This is a genomic window from Blastococcus sp. TF02A-35 (genome assembly GCF_004571075.1).
Lineage (GTDB): Bacteria > Actinomycetota > Actinomycetes > Mycobacteriales > Geodermatophilaceae > Blastococcus.
Map to the genome: position 1 here is coordinate 10,881 of NZ_SPQP01000016.1, position 20,615 is coordinate 31,495.

22 protein-coding genes are annotated in these 20,615 nt (G+C 75.2%); 11 read left to right on the forward strand and 11 right to left on the reverse strand.

Features of this window, described 5'->3' with window-relative positions; genetic code table 11:
• Positions 1-51 precede the first annotated feature (51 nt).
• Both E4P43_RS09670 and E4P43_RS09675 read left to right on the forward strand, forming a co-directional pair.
• A complete protein-coding gene (locus tag E4P43_RS09670) occupies positions 52-795 on the forward strand; it encodes a beta-phosphoglucomutase family hydrolase (protein ID WP_135145246.1) in 744 nt (247 codons plus the stop codon).
• Positions 792-3,161: a glycosyl hydrolase family 65 protein gene (locus tag E4P43_RS09675; RefSeq protein ID WP_135145247.1), complete on the forward strand. Its 2,370-nt coding sequence runs from the start codon at positions 792-794 to the stop codon at positions 3,159-3,161. The genes E4P43_RS09670 and E4P43_RS09675 overlap by 4 nt, the downstream gene beginning before the upstream one ends.
• Positions 3,162-3,242: 81 nt before the next feature.
• On the opposite strand, the gene E4P43_RS09680 is transcribed toward E4P43_RS09675, so the two are convergent.
• Complete coding sequence (locus E4P43_RS09680; protein ID WP_135145248.1) at positions 3,243-3,947, reverse strand: M50 family metallopeptidase; 705 nt, start codon at positions 3,945-3,947, stop codon at positions 3,243-3,245.
• A 126-nt stretch (positions 3,948-4,073) separates the two neighbouring features.
• On the opposite strand from E4P43_RS09680, the gene E4P43_RS09685 reads away from it, so the two are divergent.
• Positions 4,074-4,670: an antibiotic biosynthesis monooxygenase gene (locus E4P43_RS09685; RefSeq protein WP_135145249.1), complete on the forward strand. Its 597-nt coding sequence runs from the start codon at positions 4,074-4,076 to the stop codon at positions 4,668-4,670.
• A 27-nt stretch (positions 4,671-4,697) separates the two neighbouring features.
• Here the strand turns inward: E4P43_RS09685 and E4P43_RS09690 are convergent, their stop codons facing one another.
• The 3 genes from E4P43_RS09690 to E4P43_RS09700 form a co-directional block, all read right to left on the reverse strand.
• The gene (locus E4P43_RS09690) at positions 4,698-4,886 is read right to left on the reverse strand and encodes a hypothetical protein (protein WP_135145250.1); all 189 of its coding nucleotides are present in this window, start codon (positions 4,884-4,886) and stop codon (positions 4,698-4,700) included.
• A 63-nt stretch (positions 4,887-4,949) separates the two neighbouring features.
• Positions 4,950-5,624 carry a response regulator transcription factor gene (locus E4P43_RS09695; RefSeq protein WP_135145251.1) on the reverse strand — a complete coding sequence of 225 codons (675 nt, stop codon included), beginning with the start codon at positions 5,622-5,624 and terminating at the stop codon, positions 4,950-4,952.
• Complete coding sequence (locus tag E4P43_RS09700; RefSeq protein WP_209313817.1) at positions 5,621-6,913, reverse strand: histidine kinase; 1,293 nt, start codon at positions 6,911-6,913, stop codon at positions 5,621-5,623. Before E4P43_RS09700 ends, E4P43_RS09695 begins: the two co-directional genes overlap by 4 nt.
• A 139-nt stretch (positions 6,914-7,052) precedes the next feature.
• Here E4P43_RS09700 and E4P43_RS09705 point away from each other — a divergent pair, with 139 nt between their 5' ends.
• Together E4P43_RS09705 and E4P43_RS09710 are read left to right on the forward strand one after the other, a co-directional pair.
• A complete protein-coding gene (locus E4P43_RS09705) occupies positions 7,053-7,979 on the forward strand; it encodes an ATP-binding cassette domain-containing protein (protein WP_135145252.1) in 927 nt (308 codons plus the stop codon).
• Entirely contained in the window at positions 7,976-8,740 is a 765-nt protein-coding gene (locus E4P43_RS09710; protein ID WP_135145253.1) for an ABC transporter permease, read from the forward strand. Before E4P43_RS09705 ends, E4P43_RS09710 begins: the two co-directional genes overlap by 4 nt.
• A 58-nt stretch (positions 8,741-8,798) precedes the next feature.
• On the opposite strand, the gene E4P43_RS09715 is transcribed toward E4P43_RS09710, so the two are convergent.
• Together E4P43_RS09715 and E4P43_RS09720 are read right to left on the reverse strand one after the other, a co-directional pair.
• Positions 8,799-9,161 carry a VOC family protein gene (locus E4P43_RS09715; protein ID WP_135145254.1) on the reverse strand — a complete coding sequence of 121 codons (363 nt, stop codon included), beginning with the start codon at positions 9,159-9,161 and terminating at the stop codon, positions 8,799-8,801.
• Between the two features lie 58 nt (positions 9,162-9,219).
• Positions 9,220-9,804: a hypothetical protein gene (locus tag E4P43_RS09720; protein WP_135145255.1), complete on the reverse strand. Its 585-nt coding sequence runs from the start codon at positions 9,802-9,804 to the stop codon at positions 9,220-9,222.
• A 543-nt stretch (positions 9,805-10,347) separates the two neighbouring features.
• On the opposite strand from E4P43_RS09720, the gene E4P43_RS09725 reads away from it, so the two are divergent.
• Entirely contained in the window at positions 10,348-10,587 is a 240-nt protein-coding gene (locus tag E4P43_RS09725; protein ID WP_135145256.1) for a hypothetical protein, read from the forward strand.
• Between the two features lie 9 nt (positions 10,588-10,596).
• On the opposite strand, the gene E4P43_RS09730 is transcribed toward E4P43_RS09725, so the two are convergent.
• Positions 10,597-10,902, reverse strand: a complete 306-nt coding sequence (locus E4P43_RS09730; protein WP_167759138.1) for a hypothetical protein — start codon at positions 10,900-10,902, stop codon at positions 10,597-10,599.
• 231 nt (positions 10,903-11,133) lie between these two features.
• On the opposite strand from E4P43_RS09730, the gene E4P43_RS09735 reads away from it, so the two are divergent.
• The 5 genes from E4P43_RS09735 (at position 11,134) to E4P43_RS09755 (ending at position 15,494) form a co-directional block, all read left to right on the forward strand.
• Positions 11,134-11,910, forward strand: coding sequence for a glycerophosphodiester phosphodiesterase (locus E4P43_RS09735; protein WP_209313818.1), 777 nt, complete (start codon positions 11,134-11,136; stop codon positions 11,908-11,910).
• Positions 11,907-12,797 carry a lysophospholipid acyltransferase family protein gene (locus tag E4P43_RS09740; RefSeq protein ID WP_135145257.1) on the forward strand — a complete coding sequence of 297 codons (891 nt, stop codon included), beginning with the start codon at positions 11,907-11,909 and terminating at the stop codon, positions 12,795-12,797. The genes E4P43_RS09735 and E4P43_RS09740 overlap by 4 nt, the downstream gene beginning before the upstream one ends.
• Positions 12,798-12,843: 46 nt before the next feature.
• Complete coding sequence (locus tag E4P43_RS09745) at positions 12,844-14,196, forward strand: MFS transporter (RefSeq protein WP_135145258.1); 1,353 nt, start codon at positions 12,844-12,846, stop codon at positions 14,194-14,196.
• On the forward strand, positions 14,193-14,957 hold the full coding sequence (locus tag E4P43_RS09750; protein WP_245159050.1) for a thymidine kinase: 765 nt from the start codon (positions 14,193-14,195) through the stop codon (positions 14,955-14,957). Before E4P43_RS09745 ends, E4P43_RS09750 begins: the two co-directional genes overlap by 4 nt.
• A 192-nt stretch (positions 14,958-15,149) precedes the next feature.
• Positions 15,150-15,494 carry an RNA polymerase-binding protein RbpA gene (locus tag E4P43_RS09755; protein ID WP_135145259.1) on the forward strand — a complete coding sequence of 115 codons (345 nt, stop codon included), beginning with the start codon at positions 15,150-15,152 and terminating at the stop codon, positions 15,492-15,494.
• Positions 15,495-15,554: 60 nt separating this feature from the next.
• On the opposite strand, the gene E4P43_RS09760 is transcribed toward E4P43_RS09755, so the two are convergent.
• From E4P43_RS09760 to E4P43_RS09775, 4 genes are all read right to left on the reverse strand, one after another.
• Positions 15,555-16,064 carry an FxsA family protein gene (locus E4P43_RS09760; RefSeq protein WP_135145260.1) on the reverse strand — a complete coding sequence of 170 codons (510 nt, stop codon included), beginning with the start codon at positions 16,062-16,064 and terminating at the stop codon, positions 15,555-15,557.
• A gap of 51 nt (positions 16,065-16,115) precedes the next feature.
• Positions 16,116-16,889: a polyprenol monophosphomannose synthase gene (locus E4P43_RS09765; RefSeq protein WP_135145261.1), complete on the reverse strand. Its 774-nt coding sequence runs from the start codon at positions 16,887-16,889 to the stop codon at positions 16,116-16,118.
• Positions 16,886-18,559, reverse strand: coding sequence for an apolipoprotein N-acyltransferase (gene lnt, locus E4P43_RS09770; protein ID WP_245159051.1), 1,674 nt, complete (start codon positions 18,557-18,559; stop codon positions 16,886-16,888). The genes E4P43_RS09765 and lnt overlap by 4 nt, the downstream gene beginning before the upstream one ends.
• A 496-nt stretch (positions 18,560-19,055) precedes the next feature.
• The gene (locus tag E4P43_RS09775) at positions 19,056-20,576 is read right to left on the reverse strand and encodes an amidohydrolase (protein WP_135145263.1); all 1,521 of its coding nucleotides are present in this window, start codon (positions 20,574-20,576) and stop codon (positions 19,056-19,058) included.
• Between the last annotated feature and the right edge of the window lie 39 nt (positions 20,577-20,615).

Here is a 20,615-nt window from a genome sequence, read left to right on the forward strand (position 1 = left end):
TCGCCGCGGCTCCGACACGTGCGCGCACCGCTGCGCCGGTAGCGTCGCGGCGTGCCCTCTCCGCGAACCGTCGGCCTGCCGGACGGCGTCCGTGCCTGCCTGTTCGACCTCGACGGCGTGCTGACCCGGACCGCCACGGTGCACATGGCGGCCTGGAAGCGCACGCTCGACGAGTTCCTCCGCTCCCTGGACCCGGCCGCGCCGGAGTTCACGCAGGACGACTACAACCGGTACGTCGACGGCAAGCCGCGGGCCGACGGCGTCCGCGACTTCCTGGCCGCTCGCGGCATCGAGCTCCCGGAGGGGTCGCCGGGCGACGCCCCCGACGCGGCGACCGTGCAGGGCGTGGCCACCCGCAAGAACGAGCTGGTGCTGCGCGAGCTCGACGAGCACGGCGTGGAGGTCTACGAGGGGTCGGTCCGGTACCTGCGCGCGGTCCGGGACGCCGGCCTGGCCACCGCCGTGGTGACGGCGTCGGCCAACGGCGGGCAGGTGGTGGCCGCCGGCGGCTTCGCCGAGCTGGTCGACATCCGCGTGGACGGCGTGGTCGCCGCGCGCGACGGGCTGCGCGGGAAGCCGGCGCCGGACACGTTCCTGGCGGGGGCGCGGGCGCTCGGCGTGGAGCCGGGGGAGGCCGCGGTGTTCGAGGACGCGCTCGCCGGCGTGGCCGCGGGGCGGGCCGGCGGCTTCGCGTTCGTCGTCGGCGTGGACCGGGTGGGCCAGGCCGAGGGCCTGCGCGAGTCCGGTGCCGACGTCGTCGTGACCGACCTCGACCAGCTGCTGGGCCACTCGTGACCGAGGGCCGGGCGGTCTTCCCGATCGAGCCCTGGGCGCTCACCGAGCTGGGCCTGGACCGCTCCTCGCTCGGGGTGCACGAGTCGGTGTTCGCGCTGGCCAACGGGCACATCGGCATGCGCGGCTCGTTCGAGGAGGGGGAGCCGGTCGCCGTGCCGGGCACCTACCTCAACGGCTTCTTCGAGGAGCGGCCGCTGCCCTACGCCGAGGCCGGGTACGGGTTCCCCGAGATGGGCCAGACCGTCGTCAACGTGACCGACGGCAAGCTGATCCGCCTGCTGGTCAACGACTCGCCCCTGGACCTCACCTACGGCGAGATCGTCGACCACCAGCGGACCCTCGACCTGCGCGCCGGCGTGCTCCGCCGGGCCACCGAGTGGCGCTCGCCGGGTGGCCGCACGGTCCGGGTGACCAGCACCCGGCTGGTGTCGCTGGTGCGCCGCTCGATCGCCGCCGTCGAGTACAAGGTGGAGGTGGTCGACGACCTCGGCGACCTCTACGTCGCCCTGCAGTCCGACCTGCTGGCCAACGACCACGGCCCCGTCGGCGAGGACGGCGACCCGCGCGCCGCGGCGGCCCTCTCCTCCCCGCTGCAGTGCGAGCTCGCCGCCGCGCGGGGCCGCAAGGCGGTGCTGGTCCACCACACCAAACGCAGCAGGCTGCGGGTGGCCGCCGGCATGGACCACGTCATCGAGATCCCCGACAGCTGCACCGAGGACATCGAGGCCGCCGGTGACCTCGCCCGGTACACCCTGGCCGCCCGCATCCCGCCCGGCGGCTCGCTGACCCTGGTCAAGTTCCTCGCCTACGGCTGGTCCTCCCGCCGCTCGGCCCCCGCGCTGCGCGACCAGGTGGAGGCCGCGCTCTCCACCGCCAAGCTGGCCGGCTTCGACCGGCTGCTGCGCGAGCAGCGGGAGCTGCTGGCCCAGCACTGGGACGAGGCCGACGTCGAGATCGAGGGCGACGACGAGCTGCAGCAGGCCGTGCGCGTCGGCATGTTCCACGTCCTGCAGGCCGGGCTGCGCGCCGAGCGGCAGGCGATCCCCGCCAAGGGCCTCACCGGCCCGGGGTACGACGGGCACACCTTCTGGGACACCGAGACCTACGTCCTGCCGGTGCTCACCTACACCGCGCCCCAGGCGGTGCGGGACGCGCTCATCTGGCGGCACTCGACCCTGCCCCTGGCCCGCGACCGCGCGCGGGTGCTCGGCCTCCGCGGTGCGGCGTTCCCGTGGCGGACGATCCGCGGCGAGGAGACGTCGGGCTACTGGCCGGCAGGGACGGCGGCGTTCCACATCAACGCCGACATCGCCGACGCCGTCATCCGGTACCACTCCGCGACCCTCGACGAGTCCTTCGACGTCGACTACGGCGCCGAGCTGCTCCTGGAGACCGCACGGCTCTGGGCCTCGCTGGGCCACTTCGACGCCGAGCACGGCTTCCGCATCGACGGCGTCACCGGGCCGGACGAGTACACCGCCGTGGTGGACAACAACGTCTACACGAACCTCATGGCGCAGCGGAACCTGCGCGAGGCGGCCGCGGCCGTGCGGCGGCAGCCCGACGTGGCCGCGCGGCTGGGGGTCACCGACGACGAGGTGGAGGAGTGGCTGCGGGCGGCCTCGCTCATGGCCGTGCCCTACGACACCCAGCGCGGCGTGCACATGCAGTCCGACGGGTTCACCCACCACGAGGAGTGGGACTTCCTGCACACGCCGGGGGAGAAGTACCCGCTGCTGCTGCACTACCCGTACTTCGAGATCTACCGGACGCAGGTGGTCAAGCAGGCCGACCTGGTGATGGCGCTGCACCTGCGGGGGGACGCGTTCACCCTCGAGGAGAAGATCGCCGACTTCGCCTACTACGAGGCCCGCACGACGCGGGACTCCTCGCTGTCGGCGACCCAGCAGGGCGTCGTGGCCGCGGAGACCGGGCACCTGGAGCTGGCCCACCAGTACTGGGCCGAGGCGGCGCTGACCGACCTGCAGAACCTGCACCACAACTCCGGGCACGGGCTGCACATCGCCTCACTGGCCGGCGGGTGGACCGTCGCCGTCGCCGGGTTCGGCGGCCTCCGGGACCACGCGGGGGAGCTGACCTTCGCGCCGCGGCTGCCCGAGCGGATCAGCCGGCTGCGCTTCCGCGTGGTCTACCGCGGCCGCAAGCTCACCGTCACCGTCGAGCCCGGCCGGGCGACCTACCGGCTGGTCGACGGCGACCCGCTGGAGATCCGCCACCACGGCCGGCCGGTGACGGTCGACCACGCGGACCTGGTGCTCGACATCCCGCCGGCGCCCTCGGTGCAGCCGGTCTCCCAGCCGGTGGGCCGCGAGCCGCGCCGCCGCTCGCGCCCGACCGCCCGCTGACCGCCTGAGCGCCGGGCCGGCCCTGTCACCGGCGTCCGGCTCGACCGTTATCCCCAACAGCGAACCGGCGTAGCCGGTGGCTCAGCCGAGCAGCCACCTCGCGCCCAGGACGAGAGCACCGAGGTCCACGAGGAGGAAGAACCCGACCCAGCACACGGCGGGCAACGGGGTGAGGCGGGCCAGCTGGTCGGCGTCGGAGTCCGGGGCCGAGCGCCGCCGGCGGGCGGCCTGCAGCTCGAGGACGGCGCGGGGAGCGGCGAGGAGCAGGAACCACGTGGCCAGCGCCGCGAACACGGCCTGGCCGAGCGGGGAGAGCCACCAGGTGGCGGCGAGGACGATGCCGCCGGTGACGAGGACCGACCAGAGCCCGAACCAGTTGCGGATCTGCACCAGCAGGAGGGCGAGCAGGAGGAGCAGCGCCCACAGGAGCCCGACGGCGTGCCCGGCCGCCAGCAGCGCGGCCGCGCCGAGGCCGAAGAGCGCCGGCCCGGTATAGCCGGCCGCGCACGTGAGCACCATGCCCAGCCCGGTGGGCCGCCCGGCGGAGACGGTCAGCCCCGAGGTGTCGGAGTGCAGCCGGATGCCGGCGAGCCGCCGCCCCGCCGCGAGGGCCACCAGGCCGTGCGCGCCCTCGTGGGCGATCGTCACCACGTTGCGGGCCGGCCGCCAGAGGGCGGGGGAGAGGACCAGGAGCGCCGCGGCGGCCGCGGTGACCAGCAGCACCGTCGTCGACAGCTCCGGGACCGTCGCGGTGACGCGGGCCCAGAACCGGCCGAGGACCTCCACGCCGGGCAGTCAACCGCACCGACCTGGGAGGGCCGGGGGAGCGGCGACCGTGTCGGGCACCTGCGAGGCGCGGCTCACACCGCCCCGGGGGACGCGGATCGGGGGTCCAGGCCCGATCCTGGAGGCATGACGACGTCCATCACCCTCACTCGGGACGACCTCCCGGTGACGGTGTCCTTCACGCGGCGCGCCGACCCGGCGCACGCGCGCGAGATGACGGCGTGGATCCGCGCCGGTCTCAGCATGGCCGAGAGCTTCCCGGGCTTCCTCGGGGGCGGCTGGGTGCGCTCACGCCGCGACGCCGACGAGTGGCACATGCTCGCCCGGTTCGCCGACCACACGGCCCTGGCCGGCTGGGAGGCCTCCTCGGAGCGCCAGTGGTGGCTGCGGTCGGCCCAGGGGCTCGCCGAGGTCACCCGCAGCGAGCGCCGCACCGGCATCGAGGGCTGGTTCGACTCACCGGTGGCCGAGGAGGTTTGCGAGGCCCCGGCCGCGCCCGCGCCGCCCCGGTGGAAGCAGGCGGTGACGATCTGGCTGGTCTTCTTCCCGGTGAACCTGCTGGCGACGCTGACCCTCGGCGTCGCGCTGACCGACGTGCACGTGGTGCTGCGGGTCCTCGTCATGACGGCGGTGCTCACGCCGGTCATGACCTACCTGATGCTGCCGTGGATCACCGCGCGGCTGCAGTGGTGGCTGCACGGCCGGCGGTGGCGGGACCGGTAGGGAAGGGCCCGGCCCCGCCGCGCGCACCTAGTTGCCCGGCTTGACCGCCTTGCCGCGCTCCTGCTCGGCCTCGTCGGCCTGGTAGGCGCCGGGCACCGCCTTGGCGGACCCGTCGTCCCCGGGCCCGACCGGGCGGTCGGTGAGGTTGTCCGGCCCGGGCGACGGCGTGCCGCCCGGCTCGTCCTTCTCGTCGGTGTCGGGGCGCTGCTCGGTCATCGCTCCTCCTCGTGGGTCGGTCGTCGTCGGACCGCTACCCGGTGCGCGCGGCCGGAACCGGCGTCAGACGAGGCCGGCGTCGTGCACCACCAGGGCGACCTGCACGCGGTTGGCGGCGGCCAGCTTGATGAGCAGCCGGGAGACGTGCGCCTTGACGGTGGCGACGCTCATGTAGAGCTCCGCGGAGATCTCGGCGTTGGACAGGCCCCTGCCGACAGCGAGCGCGACGTCCCGCTCCCGCTCGCTGAGAGCGACCAGGCGCTGCCGGGCGCGCGCCGCGCGGTCGTCGACCGGGTCGGTGGCCTGCTCGGCCTCCGCCACGTGGGCGATCAGCCGCCGGGTCACGCCCGGGGAGAGCATCGGCTCGCCCTCGGCGACGCGGTGGACGGCCTCGACGATGGCCGCCGGCGGGGTGTCCTTCACCAGGAAGCCGCTCGCCCCGGCGCGCAGCGCCCGCAGCACCTGCGCGTCGGCGTCGAAGGTGGTCAGGACGATCACCTCGGGACCGCCGCCGCTGCCCTTGAGCCGCTCGGTCGCGGCCAGCCCGTCGACGCGCGGCATGCGGATGTCCATCAGGACCACGTCGGGGGAGCAGGCGGCCACGGCCGCGGGCACCTCGTCGCCGTCGCCCGCCTCCCCGGCCAGGACCAGGCCCTCGGCGCCGCCCAGCACCATGGTCAGGGCCGCCCGGACCAGCGGGTCGTCGTCGACGACGAGGACGCGGACCGGCGCCGTCACCCGGCGCTCCCCGCGCCGGCCCAGGGCAGCCAGGCCCGCACCCGGAAGTGCCCGTCCGCCGTCCAGCCGTGGTCGAGGTGCCCTCCGGCCAGGCCGACGCGCTCCAGCAGCCCGACCAGGCCCGTGCCGGCCCCGGGGAGGGGCTCTGCGGTGTCCGCGCCCAGCCTCGGCGGGTTGGTGACCTCGACGGTCAGCCCCTCCGCCGGGCCGCCCGAGACCAGGATCGTCGCGGTCGTCCCGCCCGCGTGCTTCCGGACGTTGGTCAGCGCCTCCTGGACGACGCGGTAGACCGTGCGACCGGTGACGTCGGGCACCGTCTGCACGTCGGGTGCCCGGTACTCCACGTGTGCCCGCAGGCCGGCCCGGCGGGACTCCTCCACCAGCGCGGGAAGGTCGGCCAGGGTGGGCTGCGGCCGCTCCGGGGCCGCGGCGTCCTGGCTGGTGCGGAGCACGCCGATGACCGCGCGGAGGTCCTCGAGGGCGTCGCGGGCGCTGGCCCGGATCACGCCGGCCGCCCCCGCGACCTCCGCCGGTGACGCGTCCGGCCGGAACTCCAGCGCCCCCGCGTGCATGCTCAGCAGGGAGAGCCGGTGGGCGAGGACGTCGTGCATCTCCCGCGCGATGCGGGTGCGTTCCAGCTGCCGTGCCTGCTCGACGCGCAGCCGCTGCTCCGCCTCGGCGCGGGCAGCCCGCTCGCGCAGCGACAGCACCAGCTGCCTGCGCGCCCGCACGAACATCCCCCAGGCGACGACGGCCGCCGTCAGCACCAGCCCCAGCGCCAGGAAGACCGCCTGGGGCAGGTCGTGCACCGGGCGGACGACGACGTAGACGAGGAAGGCGGCCACGTTCGCGGCGGTGACCAGCAGGACCGGCGGCCAGGGCCGGTGCACGGCGACGGTGAACAGCGAGACGAGGACCGCGAACCCGCCCATGTCCGAGAACGTGCCCACGGCGGCCAGCACGAGGCCGACGCCGACCGGCCAGCGCCGCCGCCACCACAGCGCCACGCAGGCGAGGACCCCGACCAGGAGGTCTGCCCTCAGCAGCCAGTCCGGGGGCGGGGCCGCCGAGCGCGACGCCTCGTCCACGAGGACCAGGCCGATGGCGACCGAGGTGAGGAACAGGCAGACGTCGACCACCCAGTCCCGCACCGAGCGGCGGACCCGCGGTGGCACGGTCCCCGGGTCGTAGGGCCCGGCGCCGGCGTCGGCCAGGAGGAGGGCCGGGACCAGCGACGGGTGGTCCACCCCCTGCGGGCGTGCGGCTGCGCCGGCGGTCACGGTGCTCACCCCGGCAGGCTACGGCCGCCGTGCCCTTCCCCGGCACCGACGAAAGTCGGTCTCCCCACGGCGGGGGCCGACCGAAGTAGCAGCGTCCTGGCCGGTCGGCCGATGTGCCGGCGGGCCCGGGTCGGCCAGCCTCGGCGGCATGATCGCCATCGAGCACCTCACGCGGCGGTACGGCGCCCAGCTCGCCGTCGCCGACGTCTCCTTCACCTGCCCGGCCGGGAGCGTGACCGGGTTCCTCGGGCCGAACGGCGCCGGCAAGAGCACCACCATGCGCGTGCTGTGCGGGCTGGCCGAGCCGACGAGCGGCTCGGCGACCATCGGCGGGCGGCGCTTCCGCGACCTGCCCAACCCGGGACGGTCGGTCGGCGTCCTGCTCGACGCCGGGGCGCAGCACGCGGGCCGCACCGGCCGGGAGGCCCTCACGCTCTCGGCCATGGTCCAGGGCGTCCCCGCGGCCCGCGTGGACGCGATGCTGGAGCTCGTGGGGCTGGGCGGCCCTGCCGCCGGCAAGCGGGTGGGCCAGTACTCGCTCGGGATGCGCCAGCGGCTCGGCCTGGCCCAGGCGCTGCTCGGCGACCCGCAGGTGCTGGTCCTCGACGAGCCGGCCAACGGCCTGGACCCCGACGGCATCTACTGGATGCGCGGCCTGCTCCGCGGCTTCGCCGACCGGGGTGGCACGGTGCTGCTCTCCTCGCACCTGCTGCGCGAGGTGGAGGCGGTGGCCGACCAGCTCGTCGTCATCGCCGGTGGGCGGCTGGTGGCCGCAGGGAGCAAGGACGAGCTGCTCGCCGGCACCGGCACGCTCGTCCGCGCCCGGGACCGCTCGGCCCTCCAGCAGGCGCTGAGCGCCTCCGGCATCTCCACCCGGCCCGGTGACGGGGACGCGGTCCTGGCGTCGGCCGACCCCGAGCAGGTGGGCCTGGCGACCGCCAGGGCCGGCGTCCCGCTGGTGGAGCTGCGCCCCGCCGGGGGAGCGGGGCTCGAGGAGCTGTTCCGGTCGCTGACCCACGCCGGACCCCAGGGCGCCGACGGCGCCGCCGCCACCGTGCAGGAGACCCGCGCATGACCACCACGCTGCTTCCCGCCCCGCCGGCCCCGACGCTCCCCACGCTCACCCGTGTGGAGCTGCGCAAGTCCCGCGACACCCGGGCCGGCTTCTGGCTGCTGCTGACCCTCGGCGTGGCGGCGCTCGCGGTGCCGCTGCTGACCATGTTCTTCGCCGACCCCCGCGCCAAGACCTTCACCGAGTACCTGACGTTGGCCCAGTTCCCGGTCAGCCTGCTGCTCCCGGTCCTCGGCATCCTGCTGGTCACCAGCGAGTGGTCGCAGCGGACCGCGATGACCACGTTCGCGCTCGTGCCCCAGCGGGCCCGGGTCGTCGTCGCGAAGCTGCTGGCCGCGGCGCTCCTCGCCCTGCTCGGCGTCGTGGCGACGCTGGTCGCCGCCGGGCTGGTCACCGCCCTCACGCCGGTGCTCACCGACGACGCGACGTCCTGGGAGGTCACCGCGCAGCACGTCCTGCAGGTCGTGGCCCTCGAGGTGCTCTACGTCCTGGTGGGTGTGGCGTTCGGTCTGCTGCTGCGCACCTCGCCGCTGGCGATCGTCCTGTACTTCGTGGTGCCCACGATCGTCACCGTGCTGGTCACGACCATCCCGGCGCTGGACTGGGTGCGCGAGTGGCTGGACCTGACCACGACGACCGAGCCGATGTACTCCGGGGACCTCGACGGCGCCGGCTGGGCGCGGGCCGGCACGGCGACGGTGCTGTGGTTCGTGGCCCCGCTCATCGGTGGCTGGGTCCGGCTGCAGCGCAGCGAGATCGCCTGACCCGGGTGGGCGTCCGGTCCTCCGTCACTGTGACGGAACCCGGGCGCCCGCCCGGGAGTCAGAGCTGCTGCGTCAGGTTGATCGCGTTCCCGTCGGGGTCGGAGACGTGCGCGACGCGCTGGCCCCACGGCATGTCGTTGGCCGGCCCGGAGCTGCGGCCGCCGAGTGCCTCGACGCGGGGGAGGAGCGCGTCGACGTCGGGCACCTCGATGCTGAGCAGCACCCGACCCGGGCCGCCGGCGGCCACCGTGGTGTCGGCGGTCAGCCCGAGGCCGGAGTCGCCGACGCGCAGGCCCAGGTAGAAGACCGCCCCGTCCTCGGGGAAGCGCTCCACCTCGGTCGCGTCCAGGACGCCGACGTAGAACGCACGCAGCCGCTCGAGGTCGGGCGTGACGATGATGGGCTGGACGGTGCCGGGCACGGGGCCTCCAGGGGGAGTGGCGGGCGGGTGCAGGGTGGACCGCCTGGTGTGACGGAACTCAGCGGTCGGCCCGGGTGAACAGCCAGCGGGCGAAGGTGGCGTCCTCGTGCAGCTCGGTGCGCCAGCGGACCGACAGCAGGAACGACCCGGGCGGGACGACCAGCAGCGGGCTGGCGTCGTCGGGCTCGGCGTCGTCGGTGGACGGCGCGGGACCGGGGGACTCGGGCATCAGCCGGGCGCCGTCCTCGCCGGTGCCGTCGAGCGCGGCGCTGATGAAGGCCAGCCGGCCGCTGGGCACCGACACCGCGTCGCCGGCCTGCTCGTCGGTCGTCGGGAAGCGCAGCGCGAGCTCCAGCGTGCCGCGGTAGTCGTCGGCGTTCGCCTGGACGACGGCGATGCTGCCGTCGTCGCCGCGGAACACCTCGAGCCAGCCCTCGTCGCCGATCTCCGGATCGGTCAGGACCAGCGCGGCCGTGCCGGCGCCGACCGGGATGCCGGTCAGCTCGTAGTCCAGCCGTGGGACGAGCGCCTCGTAGGCCTCGTCGGACATGCCGCGCCACGCGGGCAGCAGGTCCTCGTCGAGGGCGAGGAAGGGCTCACCGTTGGACCAGAACCGGCCAACGTGCGTCCAGGCGACTGTCACCCGGCCATCCTGTTGTGCGGGTGGGGAGTCGTGCTCGGCGGGGAGGGCTTCTCCCGGCCCCGTTCCGGATGAGTTGACATAACGTCGGTTATCGGCGTTGTGCTGAGCTGCGCCGGAAGGGGTTGTCGATCTTGTGGGGCCCGACGCGCGGTGCGCTGGGCCGCGCCGCGTGCACACCGCGCCGCACGGACGGCGCCCGCAGGTCGGCGGCTGCACGCCCGGGCGGCACGTGCGGCAGTCGGTCGGTGCCGGACCTGGGCCGCCGGCGCCGACGTCGTGCCGCCTCGGAGGCCGGCCGTTGCCGACCCGTCCACCCGTCTCCGACTCCCCCAGATGTTGATCTTGCTCTCGTGATCTTGGTCGACGACAGCCCGGCCTCGGTGTCGCACCGCCGCCGCTCGAGCCGCTCGACACCCACTGGGCGCCATGAGGCACCGCTCCCCCTGTCCGCCTACACCCCGGTAATTACGTAACACTGACGTAATTACCGGGGTGTAGGCGGCTCGACGGGCGGCGGGCCGCCGGTGTTCGTAGGGTCGAGGCATGCAGATCAGACGACCGCTCGCCGCCGTCCTGGCCGCCCTGGCGCTCTTCGGAGGCGGCGCCACGCTGACCGCCTGCGGGGACCCGGCCGGGCTGGACCGCAACGACGGCACGAGCGACGACACCGAGAACACCGACGGCAACGACCCGGGCAGCGAGGAGCAGGGCAACCTGCCCGACAACAGCAACCCGGAGCCGGGCACCGAGGACCAGAACGACGACTCGCAGGACCCGGACTGACCGAGCCGGCTAGCTCGAGCGCTCGGTGACCCAGAGCCGGTCGAGCCGTCCGGTGGAACGCACCAGGTCGGCCAGCGAGCGCTCGAGCTCGGCCTTCGTGGGCTTCTCGGCCAGCATCGTCTGCACGTCCTCGAGGGCGCAGCGCAGCTGGTAGAGCCGGTCCTGCAGGCCGTCGAGGTCGGCGCGGGACACGAGGACGACGTCGCCCGGCAGGCCGGCCTTCTGCGTGGCCGAGCGCTGCTCGTAGGCGCGCTGGCGGCACGCCTGGCCGCAGTAGAGCCGCGGACGGCCCACCGAGCCCTGCTCGGGCAGCACCCGGCGGCACCACCCGCAGCGCCGCTGCTCACCGCTCCCACGGCTGGGGAGGGGTGCGACGGGGAGCGATGCCGTGCTGCCGGACGCGTGCTGCTGTGCCACGCCTCGGGACGGTAGACGCCGCTGCCGACAGTGCCGGGTGACACGCCCTGGGAAGGGTCTGTGAACCGTGGCGGGGCCGGTCGGCGAGGGCCCTACAGCGACGTCGGCAGCCCCCACTAGCGTGAACGCGTGCTCCCCGCGCGGTTCGCCTTCCTCGACGCACCGACGCCGTTGGCGATGGCACACCGCGGCGGGGCGATCGAGCACCTGGAGAACACGCTGCCGGCGTTCCAGGCGTGCGTGGACATGGGCTACCGGTACCTGGAGACCGACGTCCAGGTGACCGCCGACGGCGTCCTCGTCGCCTTCCACGACGCCACGCTGGAGCGGGTCACCGGGCAGTCCGGCCGCATCGACTCCCTCACCTGGGCGCAGGTCAGCGAGGCGCGGATCGGCGGCCGGGAGCCGATCGTGCGGCTGGAGGACCTGCTGGGGGCCTGGCCCGACGTGCGCTTCAACCTCGACATCAAGGCCGCGGGCGTGCTCGCCCCGCTGGTCCGCCTGGTCCGGAGCATGAAGGTCGCCGACCGCATCTGCCTCGGCTCCTTCTCCGACGCCCGCATCGCCGCGGCCCGGCGGCTGTTCGGCCCGTCGGTGTGCACCTCGCTCGGTCCCCGCGGGGTGGCTGCCCTCCGGCTGTCGTCCTACTCGCCCCGGGCGGCCGGCCTGGTCCGCATCCAGGCCGGGTGCGCGCAGGTCCCCCTCCAGCTCGGCGGCCGGGCGCTGGTGGACGAGCGGTTCCTGGCCGCCGCGCACGCCCGGGGGCTGCAGGTGCACGTCTGGACCGTGGACGACCCGGTGGAGGCCGAGGCCATGCTGGACCTGGGCGTCGACGGGATCATGACCGACCGCCCGGCGATGCTCCGCGAGCTGCTGGAGAAGCGCGGGCAGTGGACCGGTCGGTGACCGCGGGGGGACGGCTGCGGCGGTGGCGGCCGCGGACCCCTCCCCTGCCGGAGGACCTGGCCGACCTGGTGCGGCCCGACGACCCCGAGTGGTTCGCCCGCGAGCTGGCCGTCGCCGTCGCCCCGCCCTGGTGGTTCTGGCGGTTCGTGCTGCGCCGGTTCTCCTGGCTGGTGGGCCTCTTCGGCCGGGTCGAGGTCACCGGCTCCATCCCCGAGGAGCTCCGCCGGGGGCCGCTGCTGCTCGCCGCGAACCACATCGGCGACTTCGACCCCTTCGTGGTCGCCGTCGCGCTGCACCGGCTGGGCGTCGTGCCCCGGTTCATGGCGACCGGCGGGATCATCGCCGCACCGGTCGCCGGCCCGGTGCTGGAGCGGGCCGGTGCCATCCGCGTGGACCGCGGCACGGAGCTCGCCCGGCACGCCGTCCGCGTCACCGAGGTGGCGCTGGTGCACGGCGGGCACGTCGTCGCCTACCCCGAGGGCCGGATCGGGCTGGCTCCCGACCTCTGGCCGGAGCGCGGCCGCACGGGGATGGCCCGGCTCGCGCTGGGGCTGCGGGTCCCGGTCATCCCGGTGAGCCAGTGGGGCGCCCACGAGGTGCTCCAGTACGGCAACGACCGCGGCAAGCTGCGCACCCTGGCCCGTGCCCTCGTGCGGCGGCCGCGGCTCAGGGTGCACGTCGGGCCGCCGGTCCACTTCGACGACCTCCAGATGGGGCGCGTGGGCGACGCGAACCGCGCCCGCATGCGCATCGCCGCGGCGCTCACCCGGGGCCTGCGCCCGCTGCGGGCCGGTGAGCTGGACGGGCCGGCGTTCCACGACCCGACGCGCCCGACCACGGCCGTCGCCGCCTTCCCCGGCGGTGCGGTCCCGGAGGACATCCCGTGACCGCGCGGTGCTGGACCGCGCGCGGCTGGGCTGGGAGCCTGCCGCGGTGACCTCAGCCCCTGCCGCCGCCCCGTCGGTGCCGCCGGTCGACCGCGCCCTCCAGCGCGAGCGCTTCGGCTGGTACTCCTACGACTGGGCCATGTCGGTCTTCAACACCTCGGTGACGACCGTCTTCCTGGGCCCGTACCTGACGGCCATCGCCCGCGACGCCGCCGGCCCCGACGAGCGCCTGCAGCTCCTCGGCCTGTCGATCGCCGCCGGCAGCTGGTTCTCCTACGTGCTGTCGGCCTCGGTCATCCTGCAGGTGCTCGTGCTGCCGCTCACCGGCGCGGTCGCCGACCGGACCGGGCGCAAGCGGGAGATGCTCGTCGGCTTCGCCCTCCTGGGCGCGCTCGCGACGACGGCGCTGTTCTTCGCCGGCGACGGCCGCTGGCTGATGGGGGCGCTGCTCTTCGTCCTCGCCAACATCAGCTTCGGCGCGGCGACCGTCGTCTACTACTCCTGGCTGCCCGACCTGGCCGGCCCCGACGACCGCGACAAGGTCTCCAGCCGGGGATGGGCGTTCGGCTACGTCGGCGGTGCGCTGCTGCTCGCCGTCCACCTCGGCCTCGTGGTCGGCGCCGAGGGCCTGGGGCTGACCACCGGCGAGGCGGTGCGGATCTGCCTGGCCACCGCGGGCCTGTGGTGGGGCGCGTTCACCCTCTTCTCGGTCTCCCGGCTGCGCAACCGCCCGGTCGCGCCCTCGGCCGCGCGGTCGGGCAGCAGCTTCCGGCAGCTGGCCACCACGTTCCGGGAGATGCGGGCCTTCCCGCTGACCCTGTGGTTCCTCGGCGCGTACCTGCTGTTCAACGACGGCGTGCAGACCGTCATCTCGCTGTCGGCCACCTACGCGACCGAGGAGCTGGACCTGGGCCAGGACGTGCTCACCGGCGCGATCCTGATGGTGCAGGTGGTGGCGATCTTCGGCGCGCTGGGGCTCGGTCGCATGGCCGGGCGCTACGGGGCCAAGCGGGTGGTGCTCGGCGCGCTGGTGGCCTGGATCGGCGTCCTGTTCGCGGCGTTCTTCCTGCAGACCGGGGCGGTCGCGCAGTTCTACGCCCTCGCCGCGGTCATCGGCCTCGTCCAGGGCGGCACCCAGGCGCTGTCCCGCTCGATGTTCAGCCAGCTGATCCCGGCGGGCAAGGAGGCCGAGTACTACGGCTTCTACGAGATCAGCGACCGCGGCACCAGCTGGCTGGGCCCGCTGGCCTTCGGGCTGACCTACCAGCTGACCGGGTCCTACCGGCTCGCGATCGTCAGCCTCGTGATCTTCTTCGTGGGCGGCTTCCTCGCGCTGGCCGCCCTGCCGATGCGCCGTGCCGTCCTCGCGGCGGGCAACACCCCACCGGAGCGCCTGTGACCGCGGTCGAGTCCGTCCAGCCGACCACTCCCCTGCCGATGCCGATGCCGATGCCGGGGCCGGCCGCCGTGCCCGCGTCCGGTGACCGGCGGCGGCACCCGGCGCCGGCGCACCTGCGGTTCTTCCACGGGCCGATGGACTGCGGCAAGTCCACGCTCGCGCTGCAGGTCGACCACAACCAGAGCAGGCAGGGCCGGCACGGGCTGCTGGTGACCCAGGGCGACCGGTCGGCGGCCCCGCAGATCAGCTCCCGCGTGGGGCTGTGCCGGGCGGCCATCGAGATCGACCCGGCCACCGACCTGCGGCTGCTCGTGCGCGACCGCTGGGCCGACGGCCACCGCGTGGACTACCTGATCGTCGACGAGGCGCAGTTCCTCTCCCCCGGCCAGGTCGACCAGCTGGCGGAGCTGGTCGACCAGTCGCACGTCGACGTCTACGCGTTCGGGCTGACCACCGACTTCCGGGCCCGGCTGTTCCCGGGCACCCAGCGGCTGCTCGAGGTCGCCGACGACGTGCAGCGGATCCAGGTCGAGGTGCTGTGCTGGTGCGGCCTGCCGGGGCTGCTGAACGCCCGCGTCGTGGACGGCGTGATGGTCCGCTCGGGCGAGACCGTGGTGGTGGCCGACACCGCTCCCCCGGAGCTGCCCGGGGAGGGCGGCGACTCCCCCGCCGTCCGCTACCAGGTGCTGTGCCGGCGGCACCACGTGCGCGGTGAGCTCGGCCCCACGGCCGCCGGGCCGGGACAGCTCGCCCTCCCCTGACCCTCCGGAGTCACCCGTGCGGGGGGCGGTGACCGTCCGGATCTGACCCCATGCGATGATGAACAGCCGATTCGGCGGAATCTCTCCGCCTTTTTCGTCGTTTATCTCTCTGACTCCCCGATCACCTGGGTATGGCCCCGGGTGACCGGACGTCGAGTCCCTACCGACACTAAGACGAGAGGACGGTGTGCCATGGGTGAGCGTTCCTTGCGCGGCAGCCGACTGGGCAGCGTCAGCTACGAGACCGAGCGGAACACCGCGCCCATCGAGCGGCAGTACGCCGAGTACAAGTGCGCTTCCGGCCACCTGTTCACGGTCCCGTTCGCCGACGACGCCGAGCTCCCCGACACGTGGGAGTGCAAGTTCGACGGCTCCGCGGCGAAGCTCGTCGGTGGGACCGAGCCGGCCCCCAAGAAGGTCAAGCCCCCGCGGACCCACTGGGACATGCTGCTCGAGCGCCGCAGCGTCGAGGACCTCGAGGAGGTCCTGGCCGAGCGCCTCGAGGTGCTCCGCGGCCGGCGGACCCGCGCCAGCTGACAGCAGTACCTGACGGAACGGCCCCGGTGGATCCCCACCGGGGCCGTTCTGCGTCCGGGGTCAGGTCGCCGGGCGCCCGTCGGCGTCGCGCAGGACCTCGCCCTCGATCACCAGCGGGGTGCCGTGGGGTGCGGGCCGCTCCCCCACCCCGGCGGTGCGCGTGCTGCTCACGTGCACCGGGCCGCGCATCCGGTCCGGCAGCCGGGAGAGCACCAGCCCACCCAGCGCCCGGCGCACGAGGCCGCGCGTGAAGGGCAGCAGGCACAGCAGGCCGACGAGGTCGCCGATGAATCCCGGCAGGACCATCAGCAGCCCTCCGGCCGCGACGAGCCCGGCGTTCCCGAGCTCGACGCCCGGGGAGCGCCGGCTGCGCGCCCGCTCCCGGAGGTCGGCCAGCGCGCGCGTGCCCTGCCGGGCCAGCAGGACGAACCCCAGCGCGCTGGTGGCCATCGTCGCCAGGATCGTCCAGCCGATGCCGATCCAGGCGGCGACCAGTGCGAAGACGACGAGCTCTGCCAGCGCCGTCACCCCGACGACCAGCTTGAGCCGACGGCGTACCAGGTCAGCCACGTCGGTCACCCCTCTCCGTGCTCAGGCCCTCGCCGGGTGCCGGTCGGCCGGTCAGCGACGGGCGTCGCCGGCCGGGCCGGGCATCGGCGGCCGCACGCGGCCGGGCAGCAGGCCCGCGAGCCGGTCCTGGACGCCCCAGACGGTCACGCGTACCCATGCCTCTCTAACGATCGAGCCGCTCATCTTGCTCCGGCCGTACTCCCGTTCGGTGAACGTGATCGGCACCTCGACCACGCGGGCACCGGCGCGCAGCGCCCGCCAGGCCCAGTCCACCTGGAAGCAGTAGCCCTCGCTGGCCACCTCGTCGAAGGGCAGCCGGTCGATCAGCTCCGCCCGCGCCGCGCGGAACCCGCCGGTCGCGTCGCGGAGCGGCAGGCGCAGCGCCCAGCGGGTGTAGCGGTTCCCCACGCGGGAGAGCAGCAGCCGGTGCGCCGGCCAGTCCTCGACCCGGCCGCCGTCGACGTACCGGGAGCCCAGCACCAGGTCGGCGCCCTCCAGCGCGGCCAGCAGGTCCGGCAGCTGCTCGGGCGGGTGGGAGCCGTCGGCGTCCATCTCGACGAGGACGTCGTAGCCGCGCTCGCGGGCCCAGCGGAAGCCGGCCACGTACGCCTTGCCCAGGCCGGCCTTGGCGGTGCGGTGCAGGACGTGCACCCGGGGGTCGCGGGCGGCGACGCCGTCGGCGATGGCGCCGGTGCCGTCCGGGGAGCCGTCGTCCACCACCAGGGCGTGCGCATCGGGCACGCTGGCGTGCAGCCGGCCGAGGATCCGCTCGACGTTCTCCGCCTCGTTGTAGGTCGGGATGACGACCAGCACCCGTGCGCTCACGCCGCCGTCCCGCGCCGGCGGGCGAGGCCGGACCGGACGACGAGGAGCACGGCGCCGAGCCCGAGCGCGGTCAGCACCCACTCGGGGGCCGCGCCCAGGCGCTGGGCGACCGTGACGTCGTCGCGCTGGGCGATCTCCTCGACGAACACGTCCGGCGTGAACAGCTCGGACTCCCGCACGACCGTGCCGTCGGGGGCGACGATCGCCGAGATGCCGCTGGTCGCCGCCACCGCGACCGAGCGGCCGAACTCGACGGCGCGCAGCCGGCTCATCGCCAGCTGCTGGGCGCTCTCGTCGGTGTAGCCGAAGGTCGCGTTGTTCGTCTGGACGACGATCATCCCGGCCCCGCCGTCGACGACGTCTCGCACGAGGCCGTCGTAGACCACCTCGAAGCAGATGAGGTCGCCCACGCGCACGCCGCCGACGTCGAGGACGCCGACCTCCTGGCCCTTGGCGAAGTCGCGGCGCACCAGGTCCACCTTCTCGCTGAAGAAGCGGAAGAAGGAGCGGGCGGGCACGTACTCGGCCAGCGGGACCGGGTGCCGCTTGACGTAGGTGTCCCCCGGGCCGTCCTCCGGTGCCCAGACGATCGCGGTGTTGCTGACGAACCGGCCGGGCCCCTCGACGACGGCGCCCACGAGGACCGGGGCGGCGACGGCGTCGGCCGCCTGCTGGATGCGCCGTGCGGCGTCCGCGTTGCGGTAGGGGTCGATGTCGGAGCTGTTCTCCGGCCACAGGACGACGTCGGGCTGCGCCTCCCGGCCGGCGGCGACGTCCTCGGCGAGCTGGAGGGTCTGCTCGACGTGGTTGTCGAGCACCGCCCGGCGCTGCTCGTTGAAGTCCAGGCCGGCCCGCGGCACGTTGCCCTGGATGACCGCCACCGTGGCGGTGGGCCCGCCCTCGCCCAGCGACGAGCCGGGCAGCGGCAGCCAGGCCACGGCCCCGACCAGCGGGACGGCGAGGACGGCGGCGACGGCGACCGCTGCGGCGCGCAGCGCGGGGCCGCGCTCCCCCGCGGGGCGGTCGCGGTCGGCGCTGCGCCAGGCCCGGAGCAGCGGCAGCACCGCGGCGGCCAGCAGCGTGCCCATGAGGGCCACGGCGAAGCTGACCAGCGGGACGCCGCCGTAGGCCGCCAGCGACAGCAGTGGGCCCTCGGTCTGGCTGAAGCCGAGGCGGCCCCACGGGAAGCCCCCGAGGACGAACCGGCCGCGCACGGCCTCGTCGGCGACCCACAGGGCCGCGGCCCACAGCGGCCAGAGGGGCAGCCGCGAGGTGGCGGCGAGCGCCGCGCCCAGGAGCGCGACGTGCAGGGCCTCGAACGTGGCGAGGGCCAGCCACGGGAAGGGGCCGACGTAGATGCCGGTCCACGACAGCAGCGGCACGAAGAAGGCCAGTCCCAGGACCATGCCGAGCCAGAGCCCGGACCGCGCCCGCTGGCCCCGGACGGCCAGCGAGAGGGCGGCCGGCCCGAGCAGCGCCAGCGCGGAGAGGTCGTGCCCCGGGAACGCCAGGAACAGGGCGAGGCCGCCCGCGAGGGCCAGCGCCGTGCGCCAGGGCAGGCGGCGGGGAGGACGCACCGTGGCGTCGTCCTGCGCCGGGGTCGTGGTCCCCGCGGGAGGGGCCGACCGGGGCAGCGTTCCCGTTCCGGGCACGCCGTCGCCTGCGGGCACGCACTGCCTCCTGGATGCCGCGCCCCGACGGGGCGGTTCGTCCCCGTACCGCTCGGGCGGGGTCCGGACCGCCGGTGGTGCGCGGTCCTGACCCAGCATCCCATCCCGCCCCGTGGGGTCGTCGCGCGTGCGCCGACGCCACCCGCACGGGCTGCGGACCTCCTGGCGGTTCGCGCCGGCGGGGCCCCGCGTGGTCGCCGCGCCTTCGGGCCGGACGGCCGCTCGCCGGGTGCGAGCGGCGCGACCGTTGTCTGATGGCGTGGTCCGCGCGGGCTCCGCCGGGTGTCCGCGGCCGTGCACCACCGGCTGCGCCCCGCTCCTCCTCGGTCCGGTTCGCCGCGGGCGGCCGGGGCCGCGCCGCGTCGACCGGGAGGACCGACGCGCCCGCCGGAGGAGCACGGTGCGTGCAACCGGTCAGGAACTCCAGGCACTGTAAGAAGTGCGCGCGCCGGAATCGAGACCCGGGAGGACTGCGAGCCGGAGTGTGACCGGATCGTTACTGATCGCTGTTGCGGCCGAGCGGGACGCCGTCGACGAGCAGGAGGGCGCACTCCGGCCGCGCCCGGTCGGCCAGCACCCGCGACAGGCCGTCGGCCGTCGACCACAGCGCCAGGTCGGCCGGTGCCCCGACCGCGAGAGGGCCGGCGGCGTGCTCGACGCGGGCGGCGTACCAGCCGCCGTGCGTCGCCGCGTCGAAGGCGTCGAACGGGCGCAGCCCGGAGCCGGGGGTCCGGTGGTCGACGGCGGCGTGCACGCCTCCCCACGGGTCCAGCGGCGTCACCGGTGCGTCGCTGCCCAGCGCGAGCGTCACCCCCGCGTCGGCGGCGTCGGCGAACGGGTTGCACGACAGCGCCCGCGCGACGCCCAGGCGCTCGGCGTACATCCCGGTGTCCCCGCCCCACGCGGCGTCGAACGCCGGCTGCACGCTGGCCACCACGTCCCAGGCCCGCATCCGGTCGAGCACGTCGTCGGACACCATCTCCAGGTGCTCGAGCCGGTGCCGGCAGGCCCGGACCGCGGCGGCGCCCAGCTCCTCGACGACGGCGGCCACCGCGTCCAGGACCTGGTCGACGGCGGCGTCGCCGATGCAGTGGAAACCGGCCTGGACGCCGGCCAGCGTGCACGCGCGCACGTGCTCGACCAGCTGGGCGGTGTCGAAGCGCAGCTGCCCGGACGTGTCGGGCCGGTCGCTGTAGGGAGTGCTCAGGGCAGCGGTGTGCGAGCCGAGGGCGCCGTCGCAGAAGAGGTCTCCCCCGGCGCCGGCCAGCCCGAGCTCGCGGACCAGGTCCAGGCCGCCGCGCTCGGACAGCTCGCCCCAGTAGCCGAGGACCCGGGGGCCGGGCGCGGCCGAGGCGAGGGCGAGCAGCTCGCGCAGGTCGTCGGCCGAGGACACCTCCGGTCCGGCCATCTCGTGCAGGCTGCCGATGCCCAGCGCCGCCGCGGCGTCCAGGGTGGCCCGCTGGGCGGCCCGGCGCTGTTCCCCGTCCACGGCGCCGTAGGCCGCCTGCCGCGCCGCGTGGTGGGCGTCGAGGCGCAGCCGGCCGTCGGGCGAGAAGCCGGGCAGGTCGGCGATCCCCGGGATGCGGTCGAGCAGGGCCGTCGAGACCGTCGCCGAGTGCACGTCGACCCGAGCCAGGTAGGTGGGGCGGTCCCCGACGACGGCGTCGAGGTCCTGCCGGGTGAGCCCTCTGCGCTCCGGCCACGCGGTCTCGTCCCAGCCGGTCCCCAGCACGATGCCGGTCGTCGACCGTGCGACGTGAGCGCGGATCCGCGCGACCGCGTCGGCAAGGCTCAGGCTCGAGTGGAGGTCGAGACCGGTGAGCGACAGGCCCGTCGCCGTGGCATGCACGTGGGCGTCCACGAAGGCCGGGGTGAGCAGCGCCCCCTCCCCCGGGACCACCCGGTCGGCGGCCGGGGCGTCGGCGGCGGCGCCGAGCCAGGTGATCCGACCGGCCTCGACGCGCACCGCCCGCCCGGGGCGGTCGCCGACGGTCACGTCGGTGACGAGCAGGCTCATGCGGTGGTTCCTCCGGTGCGGCGGTGCAGGACGGGAGAA

What these genes read in the sequence shown, in the direction of transcription:
- E4P43_RS09685 (WP_135145249.1), top strand. Translation starts at nt 4,074, where the DNA reads ATGACGACGTCCATCACCCTCACTCGGGACGACCTCCCGGTGACGGTG.
- E4P43_RS09690 (WP_135145250.1), bottom strand. Translation starts at nt 4,886, where the DNA reads ATGACCGAGCAGCGCCCCGACACCGACGAGAAGGACGAGCCGGGCGGC.
- E4P43_RS09705 (WP_135145252.1), top strand. Translation starts at nt 7,053, where the DNA reads ATGATCGCCATCGAGCACCTCACGCGGCGGTACGGCGCCCAGCTCGCC.
- E4P43_RS09710 (WP_135145253.1), top strand. Translation starts at nt 7,976, where the DNA reads ATGACCACCACGCTGCTTCCCGCCCCGCCGGCCCCGACGCTCCCCACG.
- E4P43_RS09725 (WP_135145256.1), top strand. Translation starts at nt 10,348, where the DNA reads ATGCAGATCAGACGACCGCTCGCCGCCGTCCTGGCCGCCCTGGCGCTC.
- E4P43_RS09755 (WP_135145259.1), top strand. Translation starts at nt 15,150, where the DNA reads ATGGGTGAGCGTTCCTTGCGCGGCAGCCGACTGGGCAGCGTCAGCTAC.
- E4P43_RS09775 (WP_135145263.1), bottom strand. Translation starts at nt 20,576, where the DNA reads ATGAGCCTGCTCGTCACCGACGTGACCGTCGGCGACCGCCCCGGGCGG.